The 16,505-nt window shown below is 67.8% G+C and carries 18 protein-coding genes; 4 read left to right on the top strand and 14 right to left on the bottom strand.

From position 1 onward, the window contains the following. Positions 1 to 131 precede the first annotated feature (131 nt). The 3 genes from ACZ4TO_RS10955 to ACZ4TO_RS10965 are packed head-to-tail and all read right to left on the bottom strand — an operon-like array spanning position 132 to position 3,203. Positions 132 to 1,613 carry an ATP-binding protein gene (locus tag ACZ4TO_RS10955; protein ID WP_468023990.1) on the bottom strand — a complete coding sequence of 494 codons (1,482 nt, stop codon included), beginning with the start codon at positions 1,611 to 1,613 and terminating at the stop codon, positions 132 to 134. Next, on the bottom strand, positions 1,603 to 2,454 hold the full coding sequence (locus ACZ4TO_RS10960) for a bifunctional DNA primase/polymerase (protein ID WP_468023991.1): 852 nt from the start codon (positions 2,452 to 2,454) through the stop codon (positions 1,603 to 1,605). The genes ACZ4TO_RS10955 and ACZ4TO_RS10960 overlap by 11 nt, the downstream gene beginning before the upstream one ends. After that, a complete protein-coding gene (locus ACZ4TO_RS10965; protein ID WP_468023992.1) occupies positions 2,451 to 3,203 on the bottom strand; it encodes a DNA methylase in 753 nt (250 codons plus the stop codon). Before ACZ4TO_RS10965 ends, ACZ4TO_RS10960 begins: the two co-directional genes overlap by 4 nt. Before the next feature lie 310 nt (positions 3,204 to 3,513). On the opposite strand from ACZ4TO_RS10965, the gene ACZ4TO_RS10970 reads away from it, so the two are divergent. Then, complete coding sequence (locus ACZ4TO_RS10970; protein ID WP_468023993.1) at positions 3,514 to 3,939, top strand: hypothetical protein; 426 nt, start codon at positions 3,514 to 3,516, stop codon at positions 3,937 to 3,939. On the opposite strand, the gene ACZ4TO_RS10975 is transcribed toward ACZ4TO_RS10970, so the two are convergent. The 8 genes from ACZ4TO_RS10975 to ACZ4TO_RS11010 form a co-directional block, all read right to left on the bottom strand. Continuing rightward, positions 3,936 to 4,412 (bottom strand): hypothetical protein, encoded by a 477-nt coding sequence (locus ACZ4TO_RS10975; RefSeq protein WP_468023994.1) that lies wholly within the window; start codon positions 4,410 to 4,412, stop codon positions 3,936 to 3,938. The two genes, ACZ4TO_RS10970 and ACZ4TO_RS10975, sit on opposite strands and share 4 nt — an antisense overlap. A 204-nt stretch (positions 4,413 to 4,616) precedes the next feature. Next, positions 4,617 to 6,722: an FtsK/SpoIIIE domain-containing protein gene (locus ACZ4TO_RS10980; RefSeq protein ID WP_468023995.1), complete on the bottom strand. Its 2,106-nt coding sequence runs from the start codon at positions 6,720 to 6,722 to the stop codon at positions 4,617 to 4,619. A gap of 82 nt (positions 6,723 to 6,804) precedes the next feature. Continuing rightward, entirely contained in the window at positions 6,805 to 7,122 is a 318-nt protein-coding gene (locus tag ACZ4TO_RS10985; protein ID WP_468023996.1) for a hypothetical protein, read from the bottom strand. 2 nt (positions 7,123 to 7,124) lie between these two features. After that, positions 7,125 to 7,355 carry a hypothetical protein gene (locus ACZ4TO_RS10990; RefSeq protein ID WP_468023997.1) on the bottom strand — a complete coding sequence of 77 codons (231 nt, stop codon included), beginning with the start codon at positions 7,353 to 7,355 and terminating at the stop codon, positions 7,125 to 7,127. Between the two features lie 52 nt (positions 7,356 to 7,407). Further along, on the bottom strand, positions 7,408 to 8,232 hold the full coding sequence (locus ACZ4TO_RS10995) for a phosphoadenosine phosphosulfate reductase (protein WP_468023998.1): 825 nt from the start codon (positions 8,230 to 8,232) through the stop codon (positions 7,408 to 7,410). After that, positions 8,229 to 9,086, bottom strand: coding sequence for a protein spdB (locus ACZ4TO_RS11000; protein ID WP_468023999.1), 858 nt, complete (start codon positions 9,084 to 9,086; stop codon positions 8,229 to 8,231). The genes ACZ4TO_RS10995 and ACZ4TO_RS11000 overlap by 4 nt, the downstream gene beginning before the upstream one ends. Continuing rightward, positions 9,086 to 9,352 (bottom strand): DUF6284 family protein, encoded by a 267-nt coding sequence (locus ACZ4TO_RS11005; protein ID WP_468024000.1) that lies wholly within the window; start codon positions 9,350 to 9,352, stop codon positions 9,086 to 9,088. Before ACZ4TO_RS11005 ends, ACZ4TO_RS11000 begins: the two co-directional genes overlap by 1 nt. Positions 9,353 to 9,810: 458 nt before the next feature. Then, a complete protein-coding gene (locus ACZ4TO_RS11010; RefSeq protein ID WP_468024001.1) occupies positions 9,811 to 10,527 on the bottom strand; it encodes a GntR family transcriptional regulator in 717 nt (238 codons plus the stop codon). Between the two features lie 56 nt (positions 10,528 to 10,583). Between ACZ4TO_RS11010 and ACZ4TO_RS11015 the strand changes: the two genes are divergently transcribed. Then, positions 10,584 to 11,405: a class I SAM-dependent methyltransferase gene (locus tag ACZ4TO_RS11015; protein ID WP_468024002.1), complete on the top strand. Its 822-nt coding sequence runs from the start codon at positions 10,584 to 10,586 to the stop codon at positions 11,403 to 11,405. 26 nt (positions 11,406 to 11,431) lie between these two features. On the opposite strand, the gene ACZ4TO_RS11020 is transcribed toward ACZ4TO_RS11015, so the two are convergent. The 3 genes from ACZ4TO_RS11020 to ACZ4TO_RS11030 form a co-directional block, all read right to left on the bottom strand. Further along, positions 11,432 to 11,983, bottom strand: coding sequence for a Pycsar system effector family protein (locus ACZ4TO_RS11020; protein WP_468024003.1), 552 nt, complete (start codon positions 11,981 to 11,983; stop codon positions 11,432 to 11,434). Continuing rightward, complete coding sequence (locus ACZ4TO_RS11025; protein ID WP_468024004.1) at positions 11,973 to 12,422, bottom strand: type II CBASS E2 protein; 450 nt, start codon at positions 12,420 to 12,422, stop codon at positions 11,973 to 11,975. The genes ACZ4TO_RS11020 and ACZ4TO_RS11025 overlap by 11 nt, the downstream gene beginning before the upstream one ends. 190 nt (positions 12,423 to 12,612) lie before the next feature. Then, positions 12,613 to 13,440, bottom strand: coding sequence for an adenylate/guanylate cyclase domain-containing protein (locus tag ACZ4TO_RS11030; RefSeq protein ID WP_468024005.1), 828 nt, complete (start codon positions 13,438 to 13,440; stop codon positions 12,613 to 12,615). A 529-nt stretch (positions 13,441 to 13,969) separates the two neighbouring features. On the opposite strand from ACZ4TO_RS11030, the gene ACZ4TO_RS11035 reads away from it, so the two are divergent. Together ACZ4TO_RS11035 and ACZ4TO_RS11040 are read left to right on the top strand one after the other, a co-directional pair. Further along, positions 13,970 to 14,446 (top strand): hypothetical protein, encoded by a 477-nt coding sequence (locus tag ACZ4TO_RS11035; protein ID WP_468024006.1) that lies wholly within the window; start codon positions 13,970 to 13,972, stop codon positions 14,444 to 14,446. Between the two features lie 146 nt (positions 14,447 to 14,592). Then, positions 14,593 to 16,505, top strand: a 1,913-nt coding sequence (locus tag ACZ4TO_RS11040; protein ID WP_468024007.1) for a tetratricopeptide repeat protein, incomplete at its 3' end; no start/stop codon positions are given.

A 16,505-nucleotide genomic window follows, 5' to 3' on the forward strand; every position in this document is an offset into this window, starting at 1 on the left:
GCCTTACAGAGCGAATGAGGAGCCGCTGCGCGGCGCGACCTTGGGGCGGCGTTCCGCCGAACAGCAAGAGGAGCACGCGCTCCCGGGACCGGTGCTCTTCTTGCTGTTCGCATGGGCGGGCGGATCGCGGGTCAGAACGCCTGGGTCTGCTCGTGCGGGGGCAGGGTGAGGGCGGCTGTGCGGGTCATTTCGAGGTAGCGGCCCGCCTTGGTGCGGCCCGAGTCGATGAGCACTCCCCGGGCCGCCAGCGTCGGCTGGAGCCGCTTGAGGCGGTCCGAGAGCACCTTGCCGGTGGTCGGCCACCCCTTGGGCAGGGGACGGCATTCATCGCCGCTGTAGAGGCTGCTGAGGCAGGACAGCCACTGCGTGGACGTCATCTGCTGCGCGGCACCCGGCTCCATGGTCTCGGCGTACAGGAGGACAGTCTGCGCGAGGAGGTCACCCTCGATCACGTCGTCGTTCAGGTCGTCCAGACTCGCCCGGTACGCGGCGAGCGCCCCGAGGCCGGTGGCCGCGTCGAGCTGCGCGCACAGGTGGGCGAAATCCGCCATCCGCAGATCGGTGGGAGTCTCCGCCTCCACGGCCCGGACCTTGACCGTGAGATCCAGGAGCGAGCCGAGGACCACGGGCAGCACTTCCGCGTAGTCGGCCCACAGTTCGGCCTCGGTGCGCCGCACCTTGGGCCGTTCTAGGCGCAAGGGCAGGAGTCGTTCGGCGAGGTCAGGCCGGATGACGCCGACGTCGATTCCGGTCAGGAGCAGGGGCCGGCGGTAGCCGACGCGGAAGACGTCCCCGTCGGTGAACAGGGCCCGCTTGACGCTCTCGGCGCCGGTGACGATGCAGCACATCGCGTCGGACAGGTCCGGCGTCATGTGGGACAGGTTGTCGAGAGCCGTGATCCATCCGGCCGCCACCGCCGCGATCAGGTTCTCCTCATCCTTCGGGGCCCTGCGCAGGTCGCCGCTCATGCCCTCGATGATCCGGGTGAGCATCCGGCCCCCGGTTGACTTGCCCGCGCCCTGCGGCCCGGTGAGGAACGGCGCAGGGACCGGCACGGACGGACCGAGGCAGCCGATCAGCCACGCGATGGCAAGGCATTCGGTTTCCGCGTTGGCGAAGTTGCACAGCCGCATCAGCAGGTCGATGCCCTTGCCGTCGGTGTCTTTGGCTGGCAGGGGCAGTTCGCCGCTGAGCTGCGTGCGCCGCCAGCAGACCTCTCGCGGGTCGGGGGTGAGGATGTCCCAGCCGGTGGGGTGGATGCGGACGGACTGTCCATCGCCGCGGCCCAGGTCCAGCCAGGTCGCCCCGTCGAATCCGGGGGCGACACGGATGTGCACGGCGTGCGTTTCCTCGTACAGCGCGAGTGCTTCGATCAAGTCCAACGCCTCCTTGAGCGCCGTCCCGTTGAACACGCCGATCCCGTCCCGGTACATGCCGACGATGAGTTCCTGCCGGTGGCTGCCCGTCGTGCCCTGAGAGCGCATCGGACGGGCCACGGGGTGGCCGTTGCGCTGCGCGTACACGGTCCCGTCGGCGGTGCGGAAGTACCGGAAGTGGCTCTGTGCGTAGTCCGCGATGATCTGGCGTGCCGGGTTCTTCTCGTCATCGGACATGACTCAGTCCCAACGTGGTCAGGGCGTTCGTCCACGCGTCCACGCAGTGCCGGGCCGATTCGCCCTTGGCCTGGGCTGCCGTGAACAGCCGCACGGTGTGCGCCTCGGTGAGACAGCCACACCGCCCGTGCGTCGACAGCACCGCCAGGAACGTCCGATAGACGGTCGCGTGCACCGCCTCCCGGGCCCCGGTGATGCGCTGCTCCGCCATGGCGATCCCGCGGTCCAGATAGGTCGGGGTACGGTGCGGGCATGTCTCCTGCTGACCTCCCAAGGGCACTGAGAGCGCCCGTGGCGGCCTGCGAGTCGCGGGCGGTTCCTTTGCTGCCAGGGCGGGCACGGCGTCCGGGAGAATGGCCATGGCGCCCGTGCCGGGTCCGAGCCAACGGGCGTATCCCATAAGGGACTTGACGTCCACACCGGGCCGAACTGCGTTGACGGACGGCATGAAGCCCCGATAGATCCAGTGCTCACCCCGGGTCGTGGTCACCGTCCGGGTGGCGGGCAGGCTTGCGCGGGCCCACTCGATGGCGGCCTCGTTGTCGAGGTCCAGCACGGTCACGCCGGCGCCGCCGGGGTGGTAGGCGAGCGTCGCAGCCCTCCGCCACGCCAGCGCCCACGTCGGGGAGCTGACGACGCCCGGGTCGGTGGTGGCGGCAGCCCACCCGTGGCACGGGTACGGGCAGGCGCAAGAACCGGGGACCTTCATGTTCGGTCGGCCGCCGCAGACGTTCTTGGCGCAGGCCGGGCAGTTCCCGAACGGCACCTTCCCCACCCTCAACGGGAGCACGGGGATGCCCTGAGTCGCGAGGCGGAGCGCGGTGGTCAGGTGCTCGCTCATGCCGCGACCTCCAGCCGGGGGGCGAGGGTGGTGAGGTAGGCCGCGCCGATCCACTCCGCGTACGCGGGCGGAAGGGCTTCCCGGAGACGGAGGTGATGGGCGGACCAGTCGATCTCCTTCGCCGCGCGGATCTCCTCCACGGTCGCCTTGCCGCCGCCCCTGCCGTACGCGGCCACGTACGGGCCGTCCCTCCAGATGCCGTGCCGGTAGCCCCTCACGTAGCCGCGGTGACGCGGGTGGGCAGGCTGACGGACGGTCCAGCCGCCGAGTTCGAAGTACCGGTGCATGAGCAGCCCGAGCCCGAACTGTTCGCCGCACAGGCGGATGTCCTTGCGGACGTCGGAGCCGGCCACGTTCTCCATCACGTACGGCCGGCCCGTCGCCTCCAGGGCCGCGCGGGTCGGGACGATGAGCCGGGGGTACGTCCGGCCGATCGCCGCGTTGCGGGCCGCGTTCGTGCCCTTGGTCGGGGCGCCCTCGCCCTGGCACGGCGGGGAGGCGTGGATGAAGTCGAATTCGTGGCCGTGCGCGCGGATGTACTCGATGGCGTCGCCCTGGTGGAAGGCGTCACCGCAGTAGTCCGGCTGAGCCTCGATGTCGACGCCGGTGATGTGGCAGTCGGCGCCGAACGCATGCCGGTAGCCGGCGGTTGCGCCGCCGATGCACGAGAAGGCGTCCAGGACCCGGAACACGTCCCCGCGTCCGAGCCGTAAGACGAGGGCTCGCCGGATGTCGGTCGGTTGCGTCATGCTGGATGTCTCCAGTTCTGTTGAGAGTGCTGGTGGATGAGGGCGGTCCCAGGCTTTGGCGAGACGGGGGCCGCCCTTGGTCGTGAACGACCGTGCCCTTCAAGCTGGTTGAGGATCGCTTCAGGTCTCTGGTGTGATCGCGATGCGACAGGTCGCCGCCCGGAGGCCGTCTGGAGTCGGAGCGGCGAACCTCGTACTGTGCGCACATGGAGTGGGGGACTCTCGGCGCTGCGGCAGTGGGTGCGCTCTTTGGAATCGGGGCGACGGTCATCACCGACGTCCTCCGCTCGCGGCGCGAGAAGGATCAGCAATGGACCGATACCAAGCGGCTCGTCTACTGCGTTTTTTGACGGCACTCGCCCAAGCCCACAGCCGCATGGCCATTGCGGCGGCCCGGGGAGAGGTCGGTCCTGAGCGGCAGCACGCGGTTCATGACGCGTTTCATCTGGACCCGCAGCATTCCGATGCGAAGTCCGTACTCAGAGAGTTGGGACTGGCGGCTCCCGATCACGTCTATCGGGTGGCGCTGCCGCTCTACGAGCAGTTACGGAAGGTTCGCGACCTGCTCGCTTCGGACGGGGTGACCTTCGAGACTCCCGAGTACAAGCAAGCTGTGCAGCCGTTCTTCCAGCAGCTGGAGGCTCTGCAGCGGCTCATGCGGGACGACCTGCGGCCACCCTCTAGCCGCAGCACTCAATCGGGCATGGAGTCGGAAGGGTCCATTCGGCGTGGCTAGCCGTGGAAGTGGCTGCGCTTGATGACGGCCTTTCGGATGTTGACCGTGCTGCCCCTGCCACCGCTGATCGCGCGGGCGGGGATGCGCAGGGCGAGGACGATGACGGCGCCCCAGACAAGTGCGCCGCCGCTGATTCCGGCGGCGGCGGAGATGATCTCGCCCACGCCGTAGCCGATGCCGGCCGCGAGGGCGCCGCCTCCGAGTCCGGCGCCGAGGAAGCGTTGGGCGACGGGGTCGAGGAGCGGGAGCGGGGTCAGGTCGCGTGGCTCGGGCGGGAGGATCGGGGCGGGGGCGAGGTGCTTGGGCATGGGGACCATGCGCCCATATGCGTCGGGCACCCACACCACCGACTGACGCTCGCTGTACGGGTCCAGCGGTGCCGACGGGCCCGGGTCGTAGAGGGCGAGGGGCTGTGGCTGATGGACGGTCACGGCCCGCTGGGCGGGCTGGTGGGTGTCGTGTTCGGGGTGCATGCGGAATCCCTTCGGGTGCTCGGTCAGGGAGGTTGAAGCACACCCTTGCGGGGTGGCTGTGGAGGGGGTTTTCAGGATCTGACCTGGGATGCCTCCCTGACTCCCTGCACGATCATTCGTGCAGCTCAGGGCCAGGGAGGCGGGTCAGGGAGGCTTACAGGGAGTTCTCCCTGCCTCCCTGACCCGGGCGGGGTCGGCTCCCTGTCATCCGTCGGCGGAAGCGGAACCGTCCGCGTCGCGGTTGGCGAGGGCTCGGGTGAGGCGGTCGCGGCTGACGACCATGACGCCGTCGGACTTGTAGGGCTCCGCGCCGGCGTCGTCCAGCACCCGCTTGAGGTCCAGGAATGACCAGCCGCCGTATGTCTGCTCGTTCAGCGTCGCGAGCCGGGTGAGCACGTCCTTCGTCCGCACCCGCGGCGCGTCCCCGACGACGTTGGCGATGTCGGCGAGCGGGTCCCGGTCCTTGCCGCGGTCGATGACGGTGAGGGTGGTGACTCCGTCGCGCAGGGCCTTGGCGCGGTTGATGATGGCTTCGGCCGCGTCGTCGTCCACGTAGTGCGTGCGCACGGTGATGGATGACTGGCCCTTGGGGATGTCGATGCCGGACGACGCGACCACGAGCGTGCCCTGATCCAGCCCGGGGCGCAGCAGGTTCGGCGCCGCGCCGCCGTCGACCGCCTTGTCCCCAAGCGCCATCCGGGCCTGCGACTCGGTGCCCAGCGCGAGGGATGCGCGGGTGTGGGCGCCCTCGCGGACCAGCTTGGGCAGGTTCTGATCGGTGGGGTCCTGGGTGCCCTGCCACATCAGCACGTTCACCGCACGGCCCTGGTTGTGAATCTTCCGGACCGCCATGAAGTACCGGGAGGTGGCCTTGGAACCGCCGTAGAAGCGGCCCTCTTCGTCCTTGAGCGGGCACATGAATGCGACCTGCGCCTCATCGACCAGCACGATCAGCGCCGGGAACTTCGTTCCGGGCGGGGCCATGAGGCGGCGGTTCATCTCGGCAACGGCGTCTTCCACCATCTCGGTCACCTGGATCACGTGCTCATCCGTCGGCCCCTGGATCAGCGTGGTGGCGATGCCGTCGAACATGGCCCAGTCGCCGACGCCCTTGAGGTCGCCCATGAGGAACTGCACCGACTTGTCCAGGGCGAGCCACAGTGCGAGGGAGCGGAGGGCGACGGTCTTGCCTTGGTTCGACAACCCCGTGATCAGAAGGTGCCGCTGATACAGGGACAGGGCCGCCGCGTCGCCGCGCAGGTCCTGACCCCAGGGGGCGCGGCCCTTGGCGTAGTCGGCGGTCATCGTCTCGTCGGTGACCAGTGGCGACGGGCCGATCGGCTCATCGAGCGCACCGGAGTCGGCGACCCACAGGCGGACGGTGCGGGCGGCCTGGGGGATGGTGATGAACACCTCGTGTTCGTGGCGGGTCAGGTTCTCCGCGAGCTTGCGGCGCCGGTTCTGCACCTCGATCGTGGACACCCCGGACGGGAGGGTGACGTCGACCTCGACGCCGCATCCGGCGATCCGGATCGGCCCGAGCATCGACGCGCCGGCATCCCCCATCTCCTTGATGGCGTTCCGGAGCGCGGGGACGCCGAGGTCGCGCAGGGCCTTGACCACGATCGACGGGGTGATCGGCTCGCCCTCGCTGTCGCGGACGTTCGCGGGAAGGGCCCACTGGGGTGCGGCCTGCTGCTTGCTGCCCACCGCCCATAAGGCCAGCAGCGCCAGGAACGGACCGATGGCGAGAGCGGGCCCCCACACCACCTGAACGATGGTGATGATCAGGTTGATGAACTCGATCGTGGCCATCAACGGCGTGACGACCTGTGTGACGTCCTTCGTCGCGATGGCCATCACGACGCCGAGGGCGACCAGCGAACCCACGCCCATGCCCGCGCTCACGGCCACGCCCTTGGCCGCGTCCACGGGCGAGTGCAGCAGGTCCATGCGGCGGCGGTGACGGGCCTCGCGGAAGTGCTGCCCCCGCTCCTCCCACTCCGCCGCCACCTCGTGGTTGCCCGCGGCTTCGGCGGCACGGAACATCCGCTCGTACCGGGAGGCGGTCCGCCCGTCCCACGTCCGCCGCGCCGCGATGCGTGCCCCGCCGGCCACGTAGAGGGTGTGCCGGGCGACGGCGCGGGCGGTGCTCTTGGTCGTCTCGTGCGTGACCACGGTCCGGATGGCGCGCCCGGACCGGACCCACAGCGGGACCGGTGCGGAGGGGGCCGGCTCGGGGACCACGGTCAACGTGGTCACAGCGGACGGGTTGGTGTCTTTGTGCAGGTTAAAGACGTTCTCACTCATGGTGAAACCGACTCCTGACTGCCCCGGATCGGGGTGAGAGTGAAGAGGGAGGGTGTGGCACGGGCGCATGGCGCGGTGCGGGTCACCACCAGCCGGACGACTTCTTGGCGGCCTTGGCGCGGGCGGCCTCGGTGACGATCCGCTGGCGCTCGATCTGCAACGCGGTGATCTCCGCGATCAGCCGCGTCTCCGCCGAGGTCGAGACGGATTCGATCTGGTTGTCGGCGCGGCCGGTGCTCTTGCCCCGCATGACCCGGTACGAGCCGCCCGCGACGGCGGCGAGCATCTGGCGTCGCTCGGAGCCGGTGAGGGGCCAGAGTTCGCCGCGTCGTACGGCTTCGAGCTTGCGGTTCGTCTCGCGGATCGCCCGGTCAAGGCGGCGGGTGTCGGGCTTTCCCATGGTCAGACCGCCTTTCCGGCGTTCGGGGCGAGGATGAGGTGGATGTCGGCGAGCCGCCCGGTCACGCCCCGTGCCCCGAGCCAGGCGGCGACCTCGCGGGTGACGCGGTCCCAGCAGAAGGCGACGGGGACGGTGACGGTGCCGTGGGCGAATGCGCGGCCCTCGCCGGGCACGCTCACCCAGGCATGCCACGCGTAATCGATCGTGTCCGGAGCAGCGTTGACGCTGGTCACAGCAGAACTCCAAGGTGTTGTTGGAGCGTTCGGGTGGTGTGCTGGAGGGCGATCAGGTCATGCACCAGCCGGAGTCGCATCCGGAGTCCCACTCGTCGAACGGCAGCGTGTCCACGCCGTCCGGGATCGCCTTACGCAGCGGCCGGTTGAACCGGGTGAGCCAGACGTGGTCCTTGCCGAGTTCGTCACGCCGGCGGTTCAGGAGTTCTTCGAGCCGGCACGCCTTCTCGAACAGCTCGGGCTCGTCGCGACGCATGTCGTGCCAGGTCTCCGGCCGGTGGAACGGACAGAACCAGCACGACGACTTCGGCGGCACCGGCAACCCGGCACGGCGGATGATCCGGGCGCAGTCGATACGCCGAATCCCGCGCTCCAACAGCGGATACTCGATCCGCTCGTGCGGCTCGCAGCGCCGCTTGTTGGCCCGGTGGATCTCGTCCAGGCTGATCCCGATACCGACCGTGGCCGGGCTGTCCTTGGTGGCGCCGCGGCGTTTGAGTTCGTCGCCGACGACCTTGATTTTGAACTGGGCCGTGCACGAGCGGGTGCCGGGGGCCCCGTTCGACATCCGCACCGGGATCGTCAACGACCTCGACCCCTCCCGGGTGAGGTCCTGATACAGCGTGCGGACCTCACCCGAGCGCTTCATCACCCGGTCCAGGACGACCAGCTCAAGGCCGTGTTGTTCGGCGTAGGGGATGGCGTACTGGTGCAGGTAGCGCAGGGTGCCGGGGTGCTCGGAGTCGTCCCCGACGTTGGCCATCAGAAACGTGCGGTAATCCAGCTCACCCCTGGCCGCGAGAACCAGAGCGGCGGTGGACTGCACTCCGCCACCGAAGCTGAACGACTTCACCACGGGCGCGGGGGCGCTGGTCATGCGGCCACCCGCTTCCATGCCGCCCGCAGCCGGACTTCGGACGCAGAGTGGCCGGCGGCGCGGAAGCGGGTGGCCATCTCCCGGTAGGACAGGGCCGGGACGCGGCTGGTGCGGATCTCCTCCACGACCGCGTCAAGTTCGACGTCGGTGAGCGCGGGCCCAGATTCGAGCGCCGCAAGCGGCTCGGTCGGCCCCCATACAGGCAGTTCCCAACGGGGTGCGACGTCGGGTGTGACGCGGTGCGTCACGCTGGTCAGTGCCCTACCGGTGTCCTCGCCGGTCCGGGCCGCCTCCAGCGTCGACCAGGCATCCGAGAGACGTTTGGCGGTGTCGGCCTGGACCCGGGCCACGCGGGCGCCGGCCTGCGTCACGGCCATCAACCGCGTCTCCTCCGTGGACGCTTCCGCCCGAAGCCGGGCACGGGCCACGGCCGCTTCGTCCCGAGCTTCCTGCTGGATCCCGGTGATGGCGGTCAACGCGGCCGGGGTGAGCGCGGTCCGCTCCCACAACCCGTGGACCAGCCACAGGGCCTTCGCCGCGAGCGGCAGCCATGCAACCGCCAACCACGCGCCCCTGTCCGCCTCGGCGGTCAGGGCATGGGCGATCAGGACGCCGGTGGCGAGCAGGCCGAACGACCAGCCGACCCCGGTCACGGCGTCGGAGTGGTCGCCCTGGGCTGCGAGGCGCCGTTCGTAGGCGAGGGTGGCGAGCCATCCCCCGTCGATGCCCAGCCCGACGACCAGGGCGACGGGCCACGGCATCGCCGTGCCGAGCCACATCACGACCACGGCGAGGGTGAGGACCAGAGAAACCGCCGTCACGGCGACGGCGGGCAGAGCGGTCGGGCGGGCCATCACGCCACCCCCGCCGGGATCGTGCCGGCGGTGCGGTTGGTCAGCTTGGCCCGCTCGACGAGCACCCGGGCCAGCGCCCGGCGCACCCGGCGGGTGTCGACCTCGTTCGGGGTGTGGTTCATGGCGATGATCTGCGCGTCGATCAGGTCGACGTCCGCGAGGATCACGGGCATCTCCAGCTCGATCGCGTCCAGCTCCGCGCCTGTCGGCTCCATGAAGTCGGCGAACGCGGTAACAGCATCCTGAACAGTGACGATGGTGTTCATTGGGTCTTGTTCCTCTCAGACAGGAACGGCCCGAACAGCGGCCCCGGTGTTCCAGCACCGGGGCCGCGCGCCGTTGAAGTCGGTAGATCCGGCTCCCCTCGACGCTGCTCGTACGAGACGAGCAGCGGAGGCAACCGGCCGCAGGAAGAGCTGCGAGGGTCGAAGCGCGGCACAGCCGCACGGTCCGTCTTTTCGACTCGGGGAGACGGGGCCCGCCTATGCAGTTTTCAAGCAACTACCAGCGCGGGGCCCCTAGTTGTAGCGAGCCATCCCGATCCGGAACCGTCCTCACAAAGGAGGAGCGGCGTCGCACCAACAGACTGGACCGGTGGACCGGTCCAGTCAAGCGGTGAAAATGGAGTTGAATGATGCTGGCCAGAGTTAGCGCAGGTCAGATGGCGTGACGAGGCATCAAAAAAGCTGGACCGGCGGACCGGTCCAGCTTGGTTTGAGGGTGCCTACATGGCGTAGGTGTCCACCTGCTCGAAGAGTGAGGAGGGGGTAACGCCTTCCTCGCAGACCAGCGGACGACCTTCCTCGTCGTGTGCCGTGTGGAGGAGCACGGCGACCGGGGTAGCCGTCGCTACGTTCAAGCGGGCCGCCTCCGTGTCCGTTGCGAGGCGCACGGTGGTGATGTCCACTCCCTCGACCGGGAACCGTCCGGTCTGCCGACGGACGTAGCGCGTCGTGCCCTCGGCGATGGGAGCAGTGTCGGCGAGCCGAGGTGCTGCCTCCGCGATCTCCGGAGGAAACCACGCCTCCACACAGCTATTCGGAGTTCCATCCGGGAGCTGGAGGACACGGATGCGTCGCAGTGCCAGCACGCCGGGGGAGATACCGAGTGCGACAGCGACGCGGGCGGGAGGCTCCGCCCAGTCGGGCGTACCGACGCGAAGGAACGGCATCCCGCCCAAGATGCGCGCCGACCCAGCTCGGCGGGCGCCGGCAGGGCGCGCCACGGGCGTCTCCGTGACGACGAAACCCGTGCCCTGCTTGGCCACCACCACGCCGTCGTTGCGTAGAACGTCCACGGCCTTGATGGCGGTGGCCCGTGACACGTCCCACTGCTCGGCCAGGTCGCGGCCGGAGGGGATGGTGGCACCGGGGGCGAACTCACCAGCGGCGATGCGGGCGCGCAAAGACTCGGCGATCTCTTCGTACTTCAGGACTGCCATGGCTTCCTCTACTCCGCATGCTGGACTGGTCCACCGGTACACACGATACTGCGACCATGTCGAATCTCGAATTGGCACCCTCTGTGATGCGGTTCTACGGCGAGACAGCGAACGAGGACAGCCGCCTGCGCAGCTCGGCAGACGGACGTATGGAGTTGGTCAGGACTCAAGAGCTTCTCCGACGCTTCTTGCCCCCCGCGCCGGCCCGCGTGCTCGACGTCGGGGGAGGGACCGGGGTTCACGCTGAATGGCTTGTGAAGGACGGCTACGACGTCACACTCGTGGACCCCGTGCCCCGTCATGTCGAGAGCGCAGCGGCCGTGTGCTCGGCGATCGTGGGAGACGCCCGCGATCTGCATGAGCCGGACGACAGTTTCGACGTTGTGCAGCTCCTCGGGCCGCTGTACCACCTGCCCGACCCCGAGGATCGCCGTAGGGCGCTGGCGGAAGCCCGCCGGGTGGTGAAGCCGGGCGGATTGGTTGCGGCGGCTGCAATCAACCGTTACGCGTCGCTCTTTGAGCACGTCACATACGCCCACCTGCACACCGAACGGATTCGTGACTCCGTTTCGAAGATCCTTGAGACGGCCGTCTATGACGGTGTACGAGGGTTCACCCTGTCCTACTTCCACCGCGCTGAAGAGCTTGTGGCGGAGTTGGCTGCCTCCGGGCTGACGGATGTGCAGGTCTTCGGGATCGAAGGGCCCGCATGGTCGCTGGTGAAAGCGGCTGAGCAACAGCCGGGCGAGGGGCCCACGGACGATCTGGTTGCCTCCGCGATGGAGGCGGCGCGCATGGCAGAGCCGTACCCGGAATTGCTTGCTGCCAGTTCGCACCTACTGGCCGTGGGCAAGGCTCCCGCTGAGGTCAGCGGCTGAATACATGGATTCCACATCGCATGCATTCATTGAAACCATGCGAGGGATCCAACCCACACCAAGAAGAGCGTTGCAGTTATTGCGGACCATCGGAGTGCCAGGTTGAAATGATGGAATTTTACCTTAGCGATTTCGGCAAGGGTTTTTACCTGGATCCAGGCTTCGCGGCGAGAGTTTCCTGGTTGTGTGGCGACAATTTGGTTGATAGAGGTCTTGGCGATCCATGGCCATGAATATCGGGTGTCTTCGGTTGCTGTCTGCACCCTTGGTACTAGGACCCCCTTCATGTGATAGGCCGACTTGGCGAGAGCGGCCATAGTGGCCGTGAGTATCGCTGCCTTAATTGCATCGCCAGGGAAATCGGACCAATGGGCTACGTGAGGGCGGTCGAATTTGGCGGCGATAGCGGAAACCAGGACTGCGAGCGCTGCACCTAGTAGTCCGGTCTTAGTGTCGGCGCTTCGAATCCACTCGCCAGTCTGCTCGATGAGCAGCCTCACGTCCTCACCAGGATCGTGGTCCTCGGATTGCTGAGTGCTGCTTACACCTTGCGCGGTCCGCCACCGTCTAAGCAGCATCTCTGCCGTAACCTTCCGTCGGCCATACTCCGCTCATGCGCCATTCGGTGTAGGCGGCAAGCCAATGCGCCGCCCACGCCGTGGCTGTGGCCGTCGTGTGCACTTCTGGCTTCCAGTCGTGAATCGAAGCGACGCACAGTGCACCGGACGTGTAGAGATGGGGCGACTCCCGCCAGTACCTGCCCTCTTGGCGGCCCAGTCGCACCTTGCTAACCATGCGCACCAGGGGAAGAGAGTGATTCGCGCGGGGCTTGACGGCGATCAAGAAGGTTCCTCGACCAGTGTCGATGTTCCCGCCGTACCAGAGGTCGTCGTCCTCGTCGAACACGAAGAAGCCTGGGAAAGCCGCTCTCATGGCGTCGATGTCTCGCTGGCGGGCGGCAAGGTCGGTATTCCACCAAGCCCGGTCGTATCGCCCCTGCTCTGGAGCCGGGTCCACGCCACCATGGAACCGGTGCGGCTCTACCCGGGTAGCTGGCGCTGCTGTTGCCTGGGCGGGAACGCTTGCCGGCTTATCGAAAACGACCTTGCCGTTGACCGTTACGTATCTCGGCACCTCAAGCCCTACATGCTTGAGGAGGGATGGGATACTCAATTGCGAAACCAGCCTTTCCTGGGGTTCGTTGCCCCTATTGAGGGATCCTGATGGCGCTGGCCGGGCTGCCGGAAAGGTCTTCGCGAACTGAATCCAAGTGATTCAAGTAGCTCGACCATTTCAATTGATGGAAGTGATATCTCCGCGTCAGGTAGTCTTGCTGATAGACCTTGGGGGAATCCTCATGAGATTGGTACTGGTCTTCCGGGAGTAGGTCTGCCAGCCCTTCCCCGATTACTACCTCCCACGAGTTGGCAAATTTCTCGCATTTGGCGGCGAAATTTGCAGCGAACCCTACAATGTTCACTTCGCTGGCCTCCGGACTGCCGATCCTGACGAAGTCGAGTCGTCCGTAGTCGGCGCCAGCTCGAATTTGGACGGGACGCATTCCGGATGCTTTGAGCAACTCGTTCAATGCATTCCTGACGGCATCCAAGGAAAATGCGCATGCGAGCATCGCGAGTGCTGCTGGAATTTTAGGGGATTGAGTGTCGGTGTCGCCGAAGCAGGCAAACACACCGTCGCCTCGCAGTCCGAGAATGTAGCCGCCCAAGCTCTGTACCACTTCGGCCACCTGTGACATGACGGCCGTGTTGAGCCGGACTACAGATTCAGGCTTCTCCCAAAACGTGCGGGACGTGAAAGCGACAAGATCAATAAATACAGCTACCCCATAGCAGTGATCGCTCTCGCCGAGGGAGAGGTGAGTGAAGTAGGGGTGGCCAGTGGCGGGCATGGAGGCCCCGTGGGCGAGCGCGACTGACCGTGCGGACTTGTTGAGCAGATTTGGGGCAGCGGAAAGAGTTTGGTAGCGCTCTAGCACGCCATTTGCAAAGGTGTTCCGGTTGAGCTGACTTGCCACGGGCCCTCCATGCGACATGCGGCATGGGTGGCTGCCGTCACTTCCCCATAGTCTACGGGGAGGCACTGACAATCGAACGGGTCGTCACTCGGTGCCAGGGGTCTGGCATTTGGTGCCACCGGCAGGTTGGGGCGTGCTGCGGGTGATCCTTGCGGCTTCGGGGCTTTTCAGTGTCCACGTCAATCGATCTGGTCCTGTCGTGGTTTCAGTTGCGGTCTCAAACGCCATTCATTCCACCGCTGTCCGCACACGTCCTGTGTCGGGTGATACCCCCGTTGGCCTGCTGGGCAGTCCGAGCGGAAGACGCCCACGGACGTCTAGAGACCAAGATCAGACAGCTTGTAATGCGTGGTTTCCGGTTCGGGTCTGCTGACGGTCACGGGCATGGTTTCTAGGCGCTGTTGGCGTCCTTGGAGCACAGGCGAGAGGTGATGGAACCGAGTTGGAGCGACGCTCCGGTTGGTTGATGCGTTCGGCACCCGCTGTAGTCACCGTCTCGCTACGCTCGGTGTGTGCAGAGGGGGACGGTATGACCGGTGTTGAGATCGCGGTCGGTTATGTGTTCGCGTGGGCGGTGCGCAAGGCGCGCCGGGTGGCGGGGCGGGCGGATGCCGAGGTGGATCTGGCGCTCGACGGGGCGATGGACCGCGTGCACGGCGTGGTGGCCCGACGGCTGGGCAACGATCCGGAACTTGAGCGGCTGGAGGCGGAGGCGGCGGCCGGCCAGGACGAGCCGAGTGCACTGACCCGGCAGCGGGTCGAGGACGCTGTCTCCCGGGCCGCGGATGAAGACGCCGGCTTCGCGCGGGAGTTGGACGAGGCTGTGTCCGCGGTGCAGGAGGCCGCACGGGCGGCGGGCAGTGTGGTGGCCGGGGCCTACGGGCTGGCCGTGGGCGGTGACCTGTCGGTGAAGGCAGAGGGAGGGTCCTTCGCAGCGGGTGTCGCCAACATCCGCGACGGGGTGCACCTGGAAAACCCTCAGCAGCCGGGTACGGACCGGCCCTGACCGGACCCGGCAGACCAGACGTCCCGCAGCCGGGCGTACAGGCAAGCAACGGATCACTGGCCGCGCACGCTTTCTGGGCCGACAACGTCTACTTCGGCGCTTCCCGGTCCGAGCCCGAGCCGGTTGCGGTCACGGTGGCGCCGCCGTTGGGCCTGCGCGACCCGCAGCGTCCGCTACGGGGCCGCGAGGCATTGATCGAGCAGGTGGAATCGGCACTGTCCGTACCGGGCAGCCCACTGGTTCAGGTGCTGTGTGGATTGGGCGGTTCGGGGAAGACCGCGATTGCCCTGGAGCTCGCTTATGAGCGGCTGGGCCGTGAGCAGCGGGTGTGGTGGGTGGACGCGCGGCAGAGCACCACGCTGGAGTCGGGTCTGCGGGCGGTGGCCCGGCAGGCCGGCGCTTCCGAGGAGGAGTTGCGGGCCGGGGACACCGCTGACGTGCTGTGGTCGTGTCTGGCCCGGTACGAGCGGCCGTGGCTGCTGGTGGTGGACAACGCCGACGATCCGGCACTGCTGGACGGTCCCGGGAAACTGAGCGAGGGCACCGGCTGGATCCGGCCTCCCGCCGCCGGCCGTAGCGGTGTTCTGGTAACCACCCGCGACAGCACCCCACAGACCTGGGGCGGCGGCTGCGTCCTGCACCCGGTGCGCCCCCTGACCGGCGAGGGCGTCACGGACGCCGCGTGGATCCTGCGCGACCACGCGGGTGATGCGGCTGGATCCTTCGACGACGCCCGGCATCTGGCGCGGCGGCTGGGCGGGCTTCCGCTGGCCCTACGCCTGGCCGGCACCTACCTCGCCGACGCCAACAACGTGCCAGCCCCCTACCGCGAGCCGGGCATGCCCGTGGACTTCCGCTCGTACCAAGCCTCGCTGGACCGGGGCTTGAAGCAGGTGGACCGGGGCAGTGTCATCGACCAGACCTGGGCCATGTCCTTGAAACTGCTGGAACAGCGCGGCCTGCCTCTGACCCGGCCTCTGCTGAGGCTGATCGCCACCTTCGCCGACGCGCCGCTGCCCTACACCCTGCTCCTGACCCCGCAAACACTGGCCGGTGCCGGAGACCTGGCGCACCTTGACGGACCTGGCGTGTGGAGCCTGCTCACGGCCCTGGCCAGTCTCGGCCTGGTGGACCTCCAGCCCGCGACCGGTTCCGATGCCCTGCCCGTACTGCGTGTGCACCCGCTGGTCCGGGACGCGAGCCTCGATCACACGGCCCTCGGCACTGCCGTCCACGCACTGCGCAGCGCAGCGTCCGCACAAGAGACGGGGGCGCCGGAGGAGCCGGACTACTGGGAGCACTGGGCACTCTTGCAGCCCCATGCTCTGGATCTCTTCCACCGTGTCGCGGGCAGCGAACCGCCCGATCGGACGATCGCGGGCGTGGCAGCCAGAGCGGCTACTCTCACAGCGCGCTTTCTGCATGCCAAAGGCCTGTACGGACAGGCCCGTCGTGAGTATGAGGCTGTCCTCGCCCACTCGCGTGTCATCCTCGGCGACACCCACCCGGACACTCTCGCCGCCCGGTACAACCTCGCCGGGATGCTGCGCGACCTTGGGGAGGTGGAGCAGGCCCGCACTGAGTTCGAGGCCGTGCTCGCCCACGAGCGCGACATCCTCGGCGACACCCACCCGGACACTCTCGCCACCCGGTACAACCTCGCCGTGGCGCTGCGCGACCTTGGAGAGGTGGAGCAGGCCCGCACTGAGTTCGAGGCCGTGCTCGCCCACTGGCGTGTCATCCTCGGCGACACCCACCCGCACACTCTCATTACCCGGCACGAACTCGCCGGGATGCTGCGCGACCTTGGGGAGGTGGAGCAGGCCCGCACTGAGTTCGAGGCCGTGCTCGCCCACGAGCGCGACATCCTCGGCGATACCCACCCGGACACTCTCGTCACCCGGTACAACCTCGCCGTGTTGCTGCGCGGCTTGGGAGAGGTGGAGCAGGCCCGCACTGAGTTCGAGGCCGTGCTCGCCCACGAGCGCGACATCCTCGGCGACACCCACCCGGACACACTCGCCACCCGGAACTCCCTCGCTGGGGTGCTGCGCGACTT

This window comes from Streptomyces sp. NPDC028298, assembly GCF_055565895.1.

Bases quoted from the DNA above. Each gene is read 5' to 3' on its own strand.
- ACZ4TO_RS10955 (WP_468023990.1), bottom strand. From the start codon at position 1,613: ATGTCCGATGACGAGAAGAACCCGGCACGCCAGATCATCGCGGACTAC.
- ACZ4TO_RS10960 (WP_468023991.1), bottom strand. From the start codon at position 2,454: ATGAGCGAGCACCTGACCACCGCGCTCCGCCTCGCGACTCAGGGCATC.
- ACZ4TO_RS10965 (WP_468023992.1), bottom strand. From the start codon at position 3,203: ATGACGCAACCGACCGACATCCGGCGAGCCCTCGTCTTACGGCTCGGA.
- ACZ4TO_RS10970 (WP_468023993.1), top strand. From the start codon at position 3,514: ATGGACCGATACCAAGCGGCTCGTCTACTGCGTTTTTTGACGGCACTC.
- ACZ4TO_RS10975 (WP_468023994.1), bottom strand. From the start codon at position 4,412: ATGCACCCCGAACACGACACCCACCAGCCCGCCCAGCGGGCCGTGACC.
- ACZ4TO_RS10980 (WP_468023995.1), bottom strand. From the start codon at position 6,722: ATGAGTGAGAACGTCTTTAACCTGCACAAAGACACCAACCCGTCCGCT.
- ACZ4TO_RS10985 (WP_468023996.1), bottom strand. From the start codon at position 7,122: ATGGGAAAGCCCGACACCCGCCGCCTTGACCGGGCGATCCGCGAGACG.
- ACZ4TO_RS10995 (WP_468023998.1), bottom strand. From the start codon at position 8,232: ATGACCAGCGCCCCCGCGCCCGTGGTGAAGTCGTTCAGCTTCGGTGGC.
- ACZ4TO_RS11000 (WP_468023999.1), bottom strand. From the start codon at position 9,086: ATGGCCCGCCCGACCGCTCTGCCCGCCGTCGCCGTGACGGCGGTTTCT.
- ACZ4TO_RS11005 (WP_468024000.1), bottom strand. From the start codon at position 9,352: ATGAACACCATCGTCACTGTTCAGGATGCTGTTACCGCGTTCGCCGAC.
- ACZ4TO_RS11010 (WP_468024001.1), bottom strand. From the start codon at position 10,527: ATGGCAGTCCTGAAGTACGAAGAGATCGCCGAGTCTTTGCGCGCCCGC.
- ACZ4TO_RS11015 (WP_468024002.1), top strand. From the start codon at position 10,584: ATGTCGAATCTCGAATTGGCACCCTCTGTGATGCGGTTCTACGGCGAG.
- ACZ4TO_RS11020 (WP_468024003.1), bottom strand. From the start codon at position 11,983: ATGCTGCTTAGACGGTGGCGGACCGCGCAAGGTGTAAGCAGCACTCAG.
- ACZ4TO_RS11035 (WP_468024006.1), top strand. From the start codon at position 13,970: ATGACCGGTGTTGAGATCGCGGTCGGTTATGTGTTCGCGTGGGCGGTG.